This window comes from Nocardioides sp. Soil805 (assembly GCF_001429625.1).
Lineage (GTDB): Bacteria > Actinomycetota > Actinomycetes > Propionibacteriales > Nocardioidaceae > Nocardioides.
In genome coordinates this window covers 1-13,649 of record NZ_LMSU01000006.1, presented here as the reverse complement: position 1 = coordinate 13,649, position 13,649 = coordinate 1, and the positions used below count along the sequence as shown (strand labels likewise).

Sequence of the window (13,649 nt, the reverse complement as noted above, 5' to 3'; positions counted from 1 at the left end):
TCAGGGCAGATCGAGCAGCTTTTCCTTCATCGCGTACATCACGGCCTCCATCCTCGAGTGGAGCTGCAGCTTCTCGAGGATGTTGCGGACGTGGTTCTTGACGGTGTTCTCGGAGATGAACAGCTCCTTGGCGACCTCGCGGTTGTTGAGGCCGCGGGCGACGAGGCGCAGCACCTCGAGCTCGCGCTCGGTGAGCTTGAGCGCGGTGCTCTGCTGCTTGTCGGGCTTGGACATCTGCTTGAACTCGTCGATGAGCTTGACCGCCATCGACGGGCTGATGAGCGACTGGCCCTCGTTGACGACGCGGATGGCCTGCGCGACCTCCTCGATGGAGGAGTCCTTGAGCAGGTAGCCGGAGGCGCCGTTCTTGACGGTCTCGTAGAGGTCGCCCTCCTCGTCGGAGACGGTGAGCATGATGATCTTGGCCGACGGCACGGCCTCCTTGATGGCGCGGCAGGCCTCGACCCCGGTCCGGCGCGGCATGCGGACGTCGAGCAGCACGACGTCGGGGGCCAGCGTGGTGGCCAGCTCGGTGCCCGCGATCCCGTCGTCGGCCTCGCCGACGACCTCGATGTCGGTGTCCTGCGCGAGCAGCATGGTCAGACCACGTCGGAACAGCTCCTGGTCGTCGACGACCAGGACGCGGATCGGCTCGTGCGCGGCTTCACCTGGGACACTCGTTGCCTCGGTCACCCGGGCATCATTGCAGAACTCGGGGCGACCGAGGCAACGAGTGCGTCGCTCAGCGGTCCAGGTCGAGGGAGATGACGCCGTAGTCGTAGCCGCGTCGGCGGTAGACGACCGAGGGACGCTCGCTGTCCTTGTCCACGAACAGGTAGAAGTCGTGGCCCACGAGCTCCATCTCGTAGAGCGCCGTGTCGAGGGTCATCGGGGTGGCGCCGTGGGACTTCTCGCGCACCACCAGGGGTCCGTCGCCGGTGACGGTGATCGGTCCGACCTGCCGCTCCGTGACGACCTCCTCGTCCTCGGGGACGGCTGGCTCGGCGATGTCGGCGAGGGCCTGCCCCACCGAGACGGGCGCGTGCCGGCCGTGGTGCACCCGGCGGCGGTCCGCGGCGCGGCGCATCTGGGCGGCCATCTTGTCCAGGGCCAGGTCCAGGGCGCCCATCTTGTCCTCGGCGGCGGCCTCGGCGCGGATCACGGGTCCCTTGGAGAACGCGGTGAGCTCCACGCGGACCGCTCGGTCGTGCTGCCTGGGGTTGCGTTCCTGCTCGACCTCGACCTGTACCCGCATGATGCGGTGGTCGTGCTTCTCGAGCCGGGCGAGCTTCTCCGAGACGTGCTCACGAAACCTCTCCGACACCTCGCAGTGTCGTCCGGTGACCACAACATCCATGTGAACCTCCTGGTAGCAGGACTACTTCATCGGCCCGCCGAGCCCTGCGGACGACGGGGCTGTCCCCGGCGTCTGGGACCGGTGGGATGGAGTCCGCCCGGCCGACCTGGTCTTCGTCCCCACAGTCGCCTGCTGGGGCTTCTGCAACTTGGATGTCACTACCGGCCCTCTCCCGACCACCGTCGTGTCTGACGACGGCTGCGAGGCAGGACTTACGTCTAAGCCGCACCGTGATCGGCTGTCTCCAGCCTTACGTGGGCCGTTTCGCCTGCGACTGGCATCGGCTTGCCACCCGGTGTCCTGCGCGGCCGCGGACGGGCGCACAGGGGTCCGGGTGACGCAACCACGGACCCGGACGGACTCCATGCACAGACGCTAGCCCCTCCCTTGGGATGGGCCAAGGGAGGGGGGTGCGGATTCGGACGGATGCGCGCTCGCCGGCGCCCCGCCGCCCGCCGGGAGGCGGCGCCGGGTGGCCGCCACGACCGCCACGGCGACCGGGTCGAGCCCGACCGCGCCGAGCGCGCGCTGGGCCTCGCGGGCCGTGGCGCCGGTCGTCAGGACGTCGTCACACAGCACGACGCGGGCCCGGGTACGCCGTCCGGCGAGGCGCCGCAGGCCGGGTGCCGGGCAGCACATCGACCCGGCGAGGTTGGCGGCCCGCTCGCTCGCCGTCAGGTCCTTCTGGTCCCGCACTCCCCCGCGGGACACGAGCAGGGCGCCCGGGAGGGCGTCGTACGACTCACGACGCAGGAGGCGCGCGGCGCCCCGGACCAGGGTCCCGGTCGCGTCGTAGCCGCGACGGCGGCTGGACCCCGGTCGCGACGGCACCGGCACGAGCACGACGGGCACGTCGTCGGGCGGCCCGACGGCAGCACGGACCGACGCGGCCAGCAGCCCGGACAGCACGCGGGCGAAGGACCACTGCCCCCGGTCCTTGTGCCCGACCACGAGGGCCCGCAGGGTGTCGGCGTACTCCCCTGCGGCCCACGGAGTCACCAGCCCGGCCGGCACCGGGCTCGGCCAGGCCACCGAGGCCGTCGCCGGCAGCGCGGCCAGGCAGCCCGCGCACAGCATCCGTCCCGGCCGCGCGCAACCGACGCAGCTGCTCCCCAGCAGCAGGTCCAGGGCGGCGTCACGCACGGCCCCATCGGACCAGCCGGCCGGCCGGTCCTCAAGGTCCGGCCGCCGGCCTGTGGAGGGACCGGTCAGCCGACGTAGGTCAGTGAGGTCACCCCGGACGGCAGGGTGGCCAGGGGTCGCGTCGGGGAGGTGAGGTCGATGACGTCCTCGCCGGCGACCGCGTAGACGGGCGCCCCCTCGACCGGCGAGCCGACGAGACGACGGAAGGCGCCCCGCACGCGACCCGAGCCCGACGTGACGACCTCGCCCGGCGCGCCGTCGACCGACACCGTGCGCACCTGGGACAGGTCGTCGGTGATGTCGGAGAGCACCGAGACCGTCGTCGGGGACCGCCACGCGATGTCGCGCACCTGGCCCGAGGCGTCGGGCTGGTAGGCGAGGGTGCGGGTCCCGCCGGCCCCCAGCACCCGGCCCTGGTCGTCGTGCAGGATCCGGCCGGCCACGACCCGGTCCCCCGACGTGCCTGCGACCACCGCCACCAGGCGGCTGCCGTCGCGGGAGACCAGGAACTCCTCGACGTCGCGCCCGCTCACGCCCGGCAGCCGCACGGTGCGCGCGCGGGTGCCGGTGACCACCAGCACCCGGGCCCTGCCGCCGTTGCGGTCCACCAGCCACGTCCGGTCCGCGAAGTCCCAGGCGGGCGCCAGCAGATTGCGGGCGCCGCTGACCACCTGCACGGCGCTGTCGCCGTCGTCGACGGGCGCCACCAGCACCGCCCTCCCGTCGCCGGAGACACCCGCGACGCGCGTGCCGTCGAGGTTGACCCCGATGCTGCGGACGCCGAGTCGCTCGGTGCCCATCGGCCCGGAGGTGTCGCCCAGGGAGGACGCGGAGCCGCGTACGACGCGCCCGTCCACGAGGCCGAACACGTCACCGGTGGACTGGGCACCCGTCGGGTCGAAGGCGCTGCCGACGTCGAGGTCCACCTGGGTGGCCCCCCCGGGCAGGCTGAGCTCGCGGTCCCCGATGGTGAGCTGCACGGCCCGGATGCGCTCCTCCTGGCGCAGCGTCCAGATGAGCTGGGTCAGCATCAGCTGGCTGGTGGTCTCGTCGATCGCGGTGGAGTCGCCGTCGAGGGCGACCTGGGCGATGCCGGCCGAGGTGATCGGCACCGGGCGCGCCGTGAAGCCCTCGGGGAAGTAGGTGCGCTCGATGCGTGGGTCCATGGCCTCCGAGGGCAGCAGGCTGGGGACCAGCGAGGAGGCCACCTGGTCGCCCTCGGGGATGTGGACGGGCTCGGGCACCAGGATCTGGGTCGTCGGGTCGAAGAAGTAGAGCGAGGCGCGACGGTAGGAGTCCTCGAACCACGACTCGGGCACCACCAGCGCGTCGGGGACCTCCGAGATGCGCCACTCGCCGTCCTCCGAGGTGAGCCCGAGCTGCAGGGTCACTGCGTCGCGCGAGCGCTGCCAGGCGCCCCGGTCGTCGTACTCGTTGATCGTGCTCAGCGGCACCTGCACCAGGAGGTCCCCGCCCACCGGGTCGCCGAGCTCGCCGTAGGTCACGATGGCGTCGTCGGGTCGCCAGTCGCGCTGGGCGTCCCGGCTGAGGAACTGTCGCGCGACGCTGGTCGTGATCGGCCGTGCCTTCATGGCCTCGAGGAAGTGGGTCACGATCTCGGAGGCGGACTCGCCCGGCTGCGGCGGCTTGGGGTCGAAGTCGACGCCGGGCGGAGGTGCGGTCTCGGTCGACGCCTGCACCTGGGTCACCGGGCCGTCGGTGGGCATGCGCACGCACGCCGACAGGCCGAGCACGACCGTCAGGACGCCGACGAGGGCGGCCGGCCGTCTCACGCCGACTCCAGGGCGTCGTGGGGCACCAGCGGGAGCGGGCTGTGCCGCAGCGGCTGCGAGAGCCGGCGCGGCAGGGTCAGGCGGAACTGGGCGCCCTCCCCGGGTCGGCCCCAGGCCTGCAGCCAGCCACCGTGGAGGTGGGTGTCCTCCAGGGAGATCGACAGGCCCAGACCGGTGCCGCCGCTGGTGCGGGCCCGGGCCGGGTCGGCGCGCCAGAAGCGGTTGAACACCATCGCGGACTCGCCCGGCGCGAGGCCCACCCCGTGGTCGCGGACGGCGATCGCGGCCGAGTGGTCGTCGCCGGCCACCAGCAGGCGGATGTCGCGTCCCTCGGCGTGGTCGATGGCGTTGGTCACGAGGTTGCGCACGATGCGCTCGACGCGACGCGGGTCGGCCTCGGCCAGGCACGGGCCGTCTGCCGCGTCGACGACCACCCGGGTGTGTCGCTGCTCGGCCAGGGCGCGGGTCATGTCGACGACCCGGCGCGCGACGTCGACGAGATCGACGTCCTCGGCCTCGAGCACCGCGGCGCCGGCGTCGAAGCGGCTGATCTCGAGCAGGTCGGCGAGCAGCGTCTCGAACCGGTCCAGCTCGAGCTGCAACAGCTCCGCGGCCCGCGCGGTGACGGGGTCGAAGCTCACCCGGGCGTCGTGGAGGACGTCGCCGGCCATCCGCACCGTCGTGAGCGGCGTACGCAGCTCGTGGGAGACGTCGGAGACGAACCGCCGCTGGAGCCGGCTGAGCTCCTCGAGCTGCCGGATCTGGCGCTGCAGGTTGGACGCCATCTGGTTGAAGGAGGTCGCCAGCCGGGCCAGGTCGTCCTCGCCGGTGACCCGCAGGCGCTCCTGGAGCTGTCCCGCGGCCAGCCGCTCGGCCACCCGGCGAGCCATCCGGATCGGGGTGACCACCTGGCGGGCCACCAGCCACGCGAGGCCCGCGACGAGCAGCAGCAGCAGGACCCCCGCCGTCAGGAGGGCCCGGGTCACCAGCGCCAGCGTCTGGCGCTCCTCGTCGAGCGAGTAGAGGTAGTAGAGGGTGTAGGTGTGGTCGTCCGCGGGCAACGTCACCTGGGTGCCCACGACCACCCCCGGGCCCTGGGGCAGGCCCGCGATCGCCCGCGTCGTGGTGATGCCGGTGTAGGTCCAGGCCGTGGCCGCGGGCTCCTCGAAGTGCTGCTGGAGCGACTCGGGGACGCTCGCGATGTCCAGCCCCTGGGTGAACTTCGCGCCACCGTCCTCGAGCCGGTTGCCGGAGCCGATCGCCGGGGACAGGATCACCGCGAAGCCGCGCGCAGCGCCGCGGGTGCTGAGCGGCCCGACCACGTCCTCCTGCTGACCGGCCTCGTCGACGTCCGTGCCGACCGTCGCGGCGAGCTGGGCCCGCACCTGGGCGGTCTCGCTCTCGGCCTCCGCGACGACCTGGTCGACCCTGTTCTCCAGCAGTCCCTCGCGCGTCTGCTGGATCAGCAGCCATCCCACGATGCTCACGACGAGCGCCGAGAGCAGCACGGTGGACGCGACGACGCGCGCCTGCACCGAGCGGCGCCAGAACGTCAGCGCCCGTCGCAGCGCGTAGGAGACGCGGTCGACGGTCTGCTGGAGCCTCGGGGTCGAGGAGAGGTAGGACATGGTCGCCGGCTGCGTCCCGGCCCTCAGGCCGTGCCGGCCTTGTAGCCCACGCCGCGCACGGTCACGACGATCTCGGGGTTCTCGGGGTCGTGCTCGACCTTGGAGCGCAGCCGCTGCACGTGCACGTTGACCAGCCGGGTGTCGGCGCTGTGCCGGTAGCCCCAGACCTGCTCGAGCAGGACCTCGCGGGTGAACACCTGCCACGGCTTGCGCGCCAGGCACACCAGCAGGTCGAACTCGAGCGGCGTGAGGTTGACGGCCGTGCCCGCCCGGGTGACCGAGTGACCCGACACGTCGATGGCCAGGTCGCCGATGGTGAGCGCCTCGGACGTGGGCGGCTCGGAGCGGCGTACGCGCGCCCGGATCCGGGCGATGAGCTCCTTGGGCTTGAACGGCTTGACGATGTAGTCGTCGGCCCCGGACTCGAGGCCGACGACCACGTCGACGGTGTCGCCCTTCGCGGTGAGCATCACGATCGGCACGCCGGACTCGGCGCGGATCTCCTTGCACACGTCGATGCCGTCCTTGCCGGGCAGCATCAGGTCCAGGAGGACCAGGTCGGGGCGGAAGCTGCGGAAGGCCTCGAGGGCCTCGTCACCGCGACCGACGACCTGGCTCTCGAAACCCTCCTGGCGCAGCACGAGGGAGAGCATCTCCGCCAGGGACGAGTCGTCGTCGACGACCAGGATGCTGCCCCTGGTGGGATGCTGCTCGGGTGGAGGTGTCATGCCCCCAAGTCTGCCTCAGTAGCGATAGTGGTCGGACTTGAACGGCCCAGCGACGTCCACACCGAGGTAGGCGGCCTGCTCCTTGGTGAGCTCCGTCAGCTCGACACCGAGGGCGTCGAGGTGGAGACGGGCCACCTCCTCGTCGAGGTGCTTGGGCAGGACGTGCACGCCGAGCTCGTACTCGTCGGCCTTGGTGAAGAGCTCGATCTGCGCCAGCACCTGGTTGGTGAACGAGTTCGACATGACGAAGGACGGGTGACCCGTCGCGTTGCCGAGGTTGAGCAGGCGACCCTCGGACAGCACGATGATCTTCTTGCCGGGCTGGCCGTCCTCGGACGGGAAGATCCACTGGTGGACCTGCGGCTTGATCTCGTCCTTGACGATGCCGGGGATCTTGGCCAGGCCCGCCATGTTGATCTCGTTGTCGAAGTGGCCGATGTTCCCGACGATGGCCTGGTGCTTCATCTTGTGGAAGTGCTCCACCGTGATGATGTCGAAGTTGCCGGTCGTCGTGATGAAGATGTCGGCGGTCTCGACGACGGACTCGAGGCGCTTGACCTCGTAGCCGTCCATGGCCGCCTGCAGGGCGCAGATCGGGTCGATCTCGGTGACGATGACGCGGGCGCCCTGGCCGCGCAGCGACTCCGCGGACCCCTTGCCGACGTCGCCGTAGCCGCAGACGACGGCGACCTTGCCGCCGATCATGACGTCGGTGGCGCGGTTGAGGCCGTCGATCAGCGAGTGGCGGCAGCCGTACTTGTTGTCGAACTTGGACTTGGTGACCGAGTCGTTGACGTTGATCGCCGGGAAGAGCAGCGTGCCCTCGCGGAAGCGGTCGTAGAGGCGCAGGACGCCGGTGGTGGTCTCCTCGGAGACGCCCCTGATGTCCTTGGCGATGTTCGTCCAGTGCTGCGGCTTGGTCGCGACCGAGCGGGCCAGGACGCGCAGCACCTCCTTGAACTCCTCGTTGTCGGTGCTGTCGAGGGGCGGCACGACACCGGACTTCTCGTACTCGACGCCCAGGTGCAGGAGCATCGTGATGTCGCCACCGTCGTCGAGCAGGACGTTGGGACCGACCGGGTTGCCGTCGGCGTCGGTGAAGTCGAAGACCTTCTCGGCCTCGTCCCAGTACTCGGCCAGCGACTCGCCCTTCCAGGCGAAGACGGGCGTGCCCTGGGGTGCCTCGGCGGTGCCGTCACGGCCCACGACGACGGCTGCGGCCGCGTGGTCCTGGGTCGAGAAGATGTTGCAGGTGGCCCAGCGCACGTCGGCACCGAGCTCCACGAGGGTCTCGATGAGGACGGCGGTCTGGATCGTCATGTGCAGCGAGCCGGCGATGCGGGCGCCCGCGAGGGGCTGCTCGGCGCCGTAGCGCTCGCGCATGGCCATCAGCCCGGGCATCTCGTGCTCGGCGAGCTCGATCTCCTTGCGGCCGTACTCGGCCAGGCTGAGGTCGGCGACGTTGAAGTCCATCGGTTGTCTCCTGAAGTCTGTGGAGCTGTCTGCGCCGCACATCTGTGCGTCGTCGGGATCTCCCACGCGGACCTCAGAAGCGTAGGACCGGGATCACAGATTCGGAGAATCCTCGGCGGGCCCCTCGCGGCGTGCGACGGGGCCCCCCTCCGGCGCCTCCACCGAGGGCGCTGGCGGGGCCTGTGCGGGCGCCTCCGTGGGGGCCGGCGCCGGGCTCCCAGCGGCCTTCTCGGCGCCGGTGTCGGCGTGCTCGTCGCCGCCCTCGTGGCCCCCGTGGTCCCCGTGGCCGCCACCGATACCGAGGGCCCGGAGGGCCAGCAGCACGAGGGCCCCGACGAGGAGTCCGACGGCCGCGGAGGCGAGCGTGTTGACCACCCAGCCGGCCAGCCTGCCGAGGGCCCCGCCGACCGCGTCGTGGACCGCGACCTCCCAGTGGTGGACGACGTCGTACGGCGCGTGGAGGGCGTCGCCGAGCCCGGTGCCCTCGAGGAGCCCGTCGTGCCCGCCGATCTCGTAGAGGCTGACCAGGAAGATGTGACCACCGACCCACAGCATGGCCAGGGTGCCGATCAGCGAGATGGCGCTCAGCAGCCGGGGCATGGCCCCGACCAGGCCGGCGCCGACCTTCTGGGCGAGCCCGGAGTCCTTCTGCGTCAGGTGCAGGCCGACGTCGTCCATCTTCACGATGAGCGCGACCACGCCGTACACGAGGACGGTGATGAGGACGGCCACCACGGCCAGGACGATCGCGCGCATCCAGATGCTCGCGTCGGGGTCGGAGCCGACGACCTCCTTGAGCGCGATCACCATGATCTCGGCGGAGAGGATGAAGTCGGTGCGGATGGCGCCGGCCACCGTGCGGGCCTCGTGCTCGGGGGTGAACTCCCCCGGGGCGGCCATCTCCTCCTCGGCCTCCGGGTGGTGCCCGCCGACCTTCTCCCACACCTTGTGGGCGCCCTCGTAGGCCAGGAAGCCACCACCGAAGATCAGGATGAGCGGCAGCAGCTGCGGGAGGAACTGCCCCAGCAGCACCGCCGCGGGCAGGATGAAGAGCAGCTTGTTGCGCAGCGACCCGAGGGCGATCTTCTTGATGATGGGCAGCTCGCGCTCGGCGGCGGAGCCGTGCAGGTACTGCGGGGTGACGGCCGTGTCGTCGACCACCACGCCGGCCGCCTTGGCGCTGGCTCGGCCGGCGGCCGCGCCGACGTCGTCCACGGACGCTGCGGCGACGCGCGCGAGCGCGGCCACGTCGTCGAGCAGGGCGAAGAGTCCTGCGGCCATCAGGCGGTCTCCCTCGAGTCGGTCACGCGGGCAGCCTATCGGCGTGCCGACACACGACGAGGGCGGCCGGGATGACTCCCGGCCGCCCTCGCGTGGACGTGCGTGCTGCGTCTCGGCCCTGGGTCTCAGCCCTGGGTGCCGAGGGCGAACTGGACGGCGCCCTCCGTGTCGACGCTGGCGTCGAGGACCTTGTCGTCGAGCACCTCCGCCGAGCCGGCGTCGAGGTAGACGGTCGCGCCGTCCTGCTCGAGCCTGGCGTCGCCCGGCTGGGGGCCGTCGGTCGAGGTGATCGCGAAGGCGGGCTCGGGCGTCGTCTCGAGGGCGATGCGCAGGCCCGCGTCGTCGGTGCCGCCCGCCTGGGTGGTGATCTCGCGGACGATCGTGCTGGCGTTCTCGGTGAGGGTGAGCATGGCTCTCCTTCCGATGAGGTCAGGGACCCCTCCACCGTGGCAGGTGGGCTCCACCGATTCAAACCCGCCCCCCTCCCCGGGTGGGGTCAGTCCTCGACGAAGCCGATCCGGAGGTACTCCGAGGCGTAGGTCCCCTGGAGCACGAGCGAGGCGTAGCGCGCGACCTCGGTCGCCGCCTCGGTGCTGACGGTCTCGACGCGTACGTCGCGGCGGGCGGCCGCGGCCCGGAGCCGGCCCCGTTGCTCCCGGACCGCCGGGTCCTCGGCGCCGTCGTCGAGGACGACGAGGAGCGGACGCAGGTCGGCTGGTGCGTCGGTGGGGTCGGCGAAGGGGTCGGCGAACACGTCGCGCGGGCGGGCGGCCTCGAGGACGGGCACCAGGTGCTCGGCGTCGCCGGCGAGCGCGGTGCGTCCCGACGCGCGACGGATCGACTCGGCGACCCGGCGTGCGGCACGCGCCGCGAGGACCGAGCCGCCCCACACGAGCGGGTTGGTGTCGGCCAGCGTGATGGCCAGCATCTTGGCCGGGTTGACGGAGAGGTCGCGGAAGGGCGAGCAGTCCTGGGCGACGGCGTCGAGGGCGGTGGCCACGCTGTCGGCGTCGGCACGGGGGCCGAGGCGCACCTGCGCGAGGTAGTCCAGCATCACCACCGCGGTCGCGAGCTGGTCACCGGTGACCGTCGGCAGCACGGTCGTGTAGCGACCGGCCGCGTGCTCGGCGACCATCGAGGTGGGCGGGCAGGCGACGACGACCTGGCAGCCGCGGCGTACGGCCTCGGCGACCGCGGACGCCGAGCCGCTGTCGGACCCCTCGGGGGCGAGCATCACGACGAGGTCGAGGCTGCCCGCCCACCCGGGCAGGCCCGCCGCCGGCCAGGCCACGAACGGCACCGGGCACCACGGCTCCAGCACCGCCCGCAGCAGGCGGGAGTCGGGTCCTGCAGCGATGACGGCGCGGGGCTGGTCCATCCCCACCTGTCCGGCGATCGCCTCGGCCGTCGCGGCGGAGGCGTCGTGGGACTCACGCCGGACCCGGGCGCCGCTCTCGGCGAGGGTCCGCAGCCGCAGGTCGTGGGCCGCCAGCACCTGCTCGTCGTCGAGCCTGGCCTCGTCGAACCACGTCATGACGTCAGCCCGGCCTGCGGGCCTCGTCGACGAGCAGCACCGGGATGTCGTCGCGGACCGGGTAGGCCAGGCCGCACGCGGTGCACACCAGCTCGTCGCCCTCCTCGCGGAGGTCGCCGTGGCAGTCGGGGCAGACGATGATCTTGAGCAGCTGGGGGTCGATGTTCACGCGTCGCTCCTGATGGTGGTGAGGACCTCGTCGCGGATCCGCTCCATGGTGGGGCGGTCGCGTCCTTCGGCGTTGAGCCGCAGCAGCGGCTCGGTGTTGGACGGGCGGACGTTGAACCACCAGTCCTCGTGGGTCACGGTGAGGCCGTCGAGGCGGTCGGTCGTGACGCCGTCGTGCCCGGCGTACGCCGCCTCGATCGTCGCCACCACGGCGGCCTGGTCGGCGACGGTGGAGTTGATCTCGCCGCTGACGACGTAGCGCTCGTAGTCGGCGAGCAGCTCGCTGAGCGGGCGCTCGGTCTCGGCCAGCGCGGCGAGCGCGTGCAGCGCGGCCAGCATCCCCGAGTCGGCACGCCAGAAGTCGCGGAAGTAGAAGTGCCCGCTGTGCTCGCCGCCGAAGATCGCCCCGGTCTCGGCCATGGTCGCCTTGATGTAGGAGTGGCCGACCCGGGTGCGCTCCGGGACTCCGCCGAGCTCGGAGATGATCTCCGGCACGCCGCGACTGGTGATGAGGTTGTGGATGATCGTCGCGCCGGGCTCCTTGGCCAGCTCGCGGGACGCGATCAGGGCGGTCAGCGTCGAGGGCGAGACCGCGCGCCCCTTCTCGTCGACGAGGAAGCAGCGGTCGGCGTCGCCGTCGAACGCCAGGCCGATGTCGGCCTTCTCGTCGAGGACACGCCGCTGCAGGTCGACGAGGTTGGCCGGCTCGATGGGGTTGGCCTCGTGGTTCGGGAAGGTGCCGTCGAGCTCGAAGTACATGGGCACCAGCTCGATGCGGTCCGCGCCGATGCGCTCGAAGACAGCCGGGGCGGTGTGGCCCGCCATCCCGTTGCCGGCGTCGATGACGACCTTGAGGCGCCGACCGGTGACCGGGGCGAGGGTGAGCAGGTGGGCGGCGTAGGCCTCGAGGACGTCCTCCTCGGTGATGCTGCCCGTCTCGCGCGCCGGCTCGTGACCGCCGCGGACCACGCTGTCGCTGATCTCGGCCAGGCCCGTCTCCGAGCCGATCGGCACGGCCCCTGCCCGGCACATCTTCATGCCGTTGTACGCCGCGGGGTTGTGGCTGGCGGTGAACATCACGCCCGCGTGGTCGAGGTGCCCCGAGGCGAAGTAGAGCTGGTCGGTGCTGGCCAGCCCGATCATCACCACGTCCGCGCCGGCGGCGGTGGCACCTGCCGCGAAGGCGCCGGCCAGGCCGGGCGAGCTGGGTCGCATGTCGTGCCCGACCACGATCACCGGGGCGCCGACGACCTCGACGAAGGCGGCGCCGGTCGCATGGGCCAGCGCCTCGTCGACCTGGTCCGGGACGGTGCCACGGACGTCGTACGCCTTGAAGATGGCGCCGACGTTGGCGGCGTCGAGAGTGGACGACGTGGGGGTCTCGGGCATGGTCGGCAGCCTAGACGTCGCGGGCGTCGCGGGGGTACGGCGGTGGCGGGCGGCCGTCCCGGAGGTGCAAGGCCGGCTCCGGCGCGCGCCGGTGGGCGAACGCCCGCTGGGCCGACCGGCGGACGCGCCGGTGACCCCGCCGTGTGCTGCTCGGGCGGGGTGCGGGGCGTGGTGGTCAGGAGTCCGGCGGGTGGGCGGTGCCGGGCTCGCTCCACGTGCGCCCGGTACCTCGGCTGCCGGTGTGGTCGCGCAGGTAGGTGACGCCCAGCGGGCTGGTCCAGGTGAAGACGCCTGGCTCGGTCATCTCGTAGTGCCACCGGCCGTAGGTCTTGAGCCGGTGGTGCCGGCGGCACAGGGCGGCGAGGTTGTCGGTGGACGTCGGGCCGCCCTCGTCGGGGTGGTCGTGGTCGTACGCCACGATGTGGTCGAGGTCGCAACGCCTCGCGTTGCGGCCGCACCACGGGAACACACACGTCCCGTCACGGACGATCACGTGCTCGCGGATCTTGTCGGTGGGCTCGTAGCCGCGGCACTCGAGTCGCTCGCGGAGGTCGATGACCGGCTTGACGACCACGGCCACGTCGGGGCGTCCGCACCAGGCGCGGATGCTCCACCGACAGCAGCCGTCGTCCGGCCTGCTCGATCCGCCCGACCAGCGCCTCTCTGATCTCCTGGTCGTGGTGGGTGATCGCGTCGGCGGACAGGTGGGCGTGGAGCACGACCTGCGTCACGGGAGCAGCGGGCTGCGGGGTCCGATGTCCCTCGACCACTGCGTCACCGTCGTCGTCGAAGCCGATGGTGAGCTGGTGTGTCCGTCTGGTCGTGGTGGGTGATGGCGTCGGCGGACAGGTGGGTGTGGAGCACGACCTGCGTCACGGGAGCAGCGGGCTGCGGGGTCCGATGTCCCTCGACCACTGCGTCACCGTCGTCGTCGAAGCCGATGGTGAGCTGGTGTCGAGCGAGGTCACCCAGGGCCGTGGCGCGCCTGCCGTCGACGGTGTCGGTCGAGCCCAGCTTGGCCAGGTGTTCGGCACCGGACTTCACCGCCGCGGCCAACGCGAGGGCGTCGGGGATCTCCAGGCTGGCCTCGAGCCCCATGGTCCCGTCGTAGGAGGCCTGCTGGGTGTCGAAGGTGACGTGCCGCTTGTCCGCACT

At 72.0% G+C, this 13,649-nt stretch carries 14 protein-coding genes; all 14 read right to left on the bottom strand.

Annotated elements, in window-relative coordinates; genetic code table 11:
- A complete protein-coding gene (locus tag ASG94_RS19655) occupies positions 1-693 on the bottom strand; it encodes a response regulator (RefSeq protein ID WP_056928191.1) in 693 nt (230 codons plus the stop codon).
- 49 nt (positions 694-742) lie between these two features.
- The gene (gene hpf / locus ASG94_RS19650) at positions 743-1,357 is read right to left on the bottom strand and encodes a ribosome hibernation-promoting factor, HPF/YfiA family (RefSeq protein WP_056928190.1); all 615 of its coding nucleotides are present in this window, start codon (positions 1,355-1,357) and stop codon (positions 743-745) included.
- 375 nt (positions 1,358-1,732) lie between these two features.
- Positions 1,733-2,500, bottom strand: a complete 768-nt coding sequence (locus tag ASG94_RS19645) for a ComF family protein (protein WP_200958209.1) — start codon at positions 2,498-2,500, stop codon at positions 1,733-1,735.
- Positions 2,501-2,565: 65 nt separating this feature from the next.
- Positions 2,566-4,293, bottom strand: a complete 1,728-nt coding sequence (locus tag ASG94_RS19640) for an LpqB family beta-propeller domain-containing protein (RefSeq protein WP_056928189.1) — start codon at positions 4,291-4,293, stop codon at positions 2,566-2,568.
- Positions 4,290-5,921: an MtrAB system histidine kinase MtrB gene (gene mtrB / locus ASG94_RS19635; protein WP_056928188.1), complete on the bottom strand. Its 1,632-nt coding sequence runs from the start codon at positions 5,919-5,921 to the stop codon at positions 4,290-4,292. Before mtrB ends, ASG94_RS19640 begins: the two co-directional genes overlap by 4 nt.
- Before the next feature lie 23 nt (positions 5,922-5,944).
- Positions 5,945-6,649, bottom strand: coding sequence for an MtrAB system response regulator MtrA (gene mtrA, locus ASG94_RS19630; RefSeq protein ID WP_056928187.1), 705 nt, complete (start codon positions 6,647-6,649; stop codon positions 5,945-5,947).
- 15 nt (positions 6,650-6,664) lie between these two features.
- Positions 6,665-8,122 carry an adenosylhomocysteinase gene (ahcY, locus tag ASG94_RS19625; RefSeq protein ID WP_056928186.1) on the bottom strand — a complete coding sequence of 486 codons (1,458 nt, stop codon included), beginning with the start codon at positions 8,120-8,122 and terminating at the stop codon, positions 6,665-6,667.
- Positions 8,123-8,215: 93 nt separating this feature from the next.
- Positions 8,216-9,403: a DUF808 domain-containing protein gene (locus ASG94_RS19620; RefSeq protein ID WP_056928185.1), complete on the bottom strand. Its 1,188-nt coding sequence runs from the start codon at positions 9,401-9,403 to the stop codon at positions 8,216-8,218.
- Positions 9,404-9,528: 125 nt separating this feature from the next.
- Positions 9,529-9,813 (bottom strand): hypothetical protein, encoded by a 285-nt coding sequence (locus tag ASG94_RS19615; RefSeq protein WP_056928184.1) that lies wholly within the window; start codon positions 9,811-9,813, stop codon positions 9,529-9,531.
- Between the two features lie 86 nt (positions 9,814-9,899).
- Positions 9,900-10,937 carry an SIS domain-containing protein gene (locus tag ASG94_RS19610; protein ID WP_056928183.1) on the bottom strand — a complete coding sequence of 346 codons (1,038 nt, stop codon included), beginning with the start codon at positions 10,935-10,937 and terminating at the stop codon, positions 9,900-9,902.
- A gap of 4 nt (positions 10,938-10,941) precedes the next feature.
- Positions 10,942-11,106: a Trm112 family protein gene (locus tag ASG94_RS21480; RefSeq protein ID WP_082624389.1), complete on the bottom strand. Its 165-nt coding sequence runs from the start codon at positions 11,104-11,106 to the stop codon at positions 10,942-10,944.
- Positions 11,103-12,494 (bottom strand): phosphomannomutase/phosphoglucomutase, encoded by a 1,392-nt coding sequence (locus ASG94_RS19605; RefSeq protein ID WP_056928182.1) that lies wholly within the window; start codon positions 12,492-12,494, stop codon positions 11,103-11,105. Before ASG94_RS19605 ends, ASG94_RS21480 begins: the two co-directional genes overlap by 4 nt.
- Before the next feature lie 175 nt (positions 12,495-12,669).
- Positions 12,670-13,074: an HNH endonuclease signature motif containing protein gene (locus ASG94_RS19600; protein WP_056928181.1), complete on the bottom strand. Its 405-nt coding sequence runs from the start codon at positions 13,072-13,074 to the stop codon at positions 12,670-12,672.
- Between the two features lie 194 nt (positions 13,075-13,268).
- The coding region (locus tag ASG94_RS22065; RefSeq protein ID WP_442938535.1) for a hypothetical protein at positions 13,269-13,649 on the bottom strand (381 nt) is incomplete at its 5' end.

Bases quoted from the DNA above. Each gene is read 5' to 3' on its own strand.
- hpf (WP_056928190.1), bottom strand. From the start codon at position 1,357: ATGGATGTTGTGGTCACCGGACGACACTGCGAGGTGTCGGAGAGGTTT.
- mtrA (WP_056928187.1), bottom strand. From the start codon at position 6,649: ATGACACCTCCACCCGAGCAGCATCCCACCAGGGGCAGCATCCTGGTC.
- ASG94_RS19605 (WP_056928182.1), bottom strand. From the start codon at position 12,494: ATGCCCGAGACCCCCACGTCGTCCACTCTCGACGCCGCCAACGTCGGC.
- ASG94_RS19615 (WP_056928184.1), bottom strand. From the start codon at position 9,813: ATGCTCACCCTCACCGAGAACGCCAGCACGATCGTCCGCGAGATCACC.
- ASG94_RS19610 (WP_056928183.1), bottom strand. From the start codon at position 10,937: ATGACGTGGTTCGACGAGGCCAGGCTCGACGACGAGCAGGTGCTGGCG.
- ahcY (WP_056928186.1), bottom strand. From the start codon at position 8,122: ATGGACTTCAACGTCGCCGACCTCAGCCTGGCCGAGTACGGCCGCAAG.
- mtrB (WP_056928188.1), bottom strand. From the start codon at position 5,921: ATGTCCTACCTCTCCTCGACCCCGAGGCTCCAGCAGACCGTCGACCGC.
- ASG94_RS19620 (WP_056928185.1), bottom strand. From the start codon at position 9,403: ATGGCCGCAGGACTCTTCGCCCTGCTCGACGACGTGGCCGCGCTCGCG.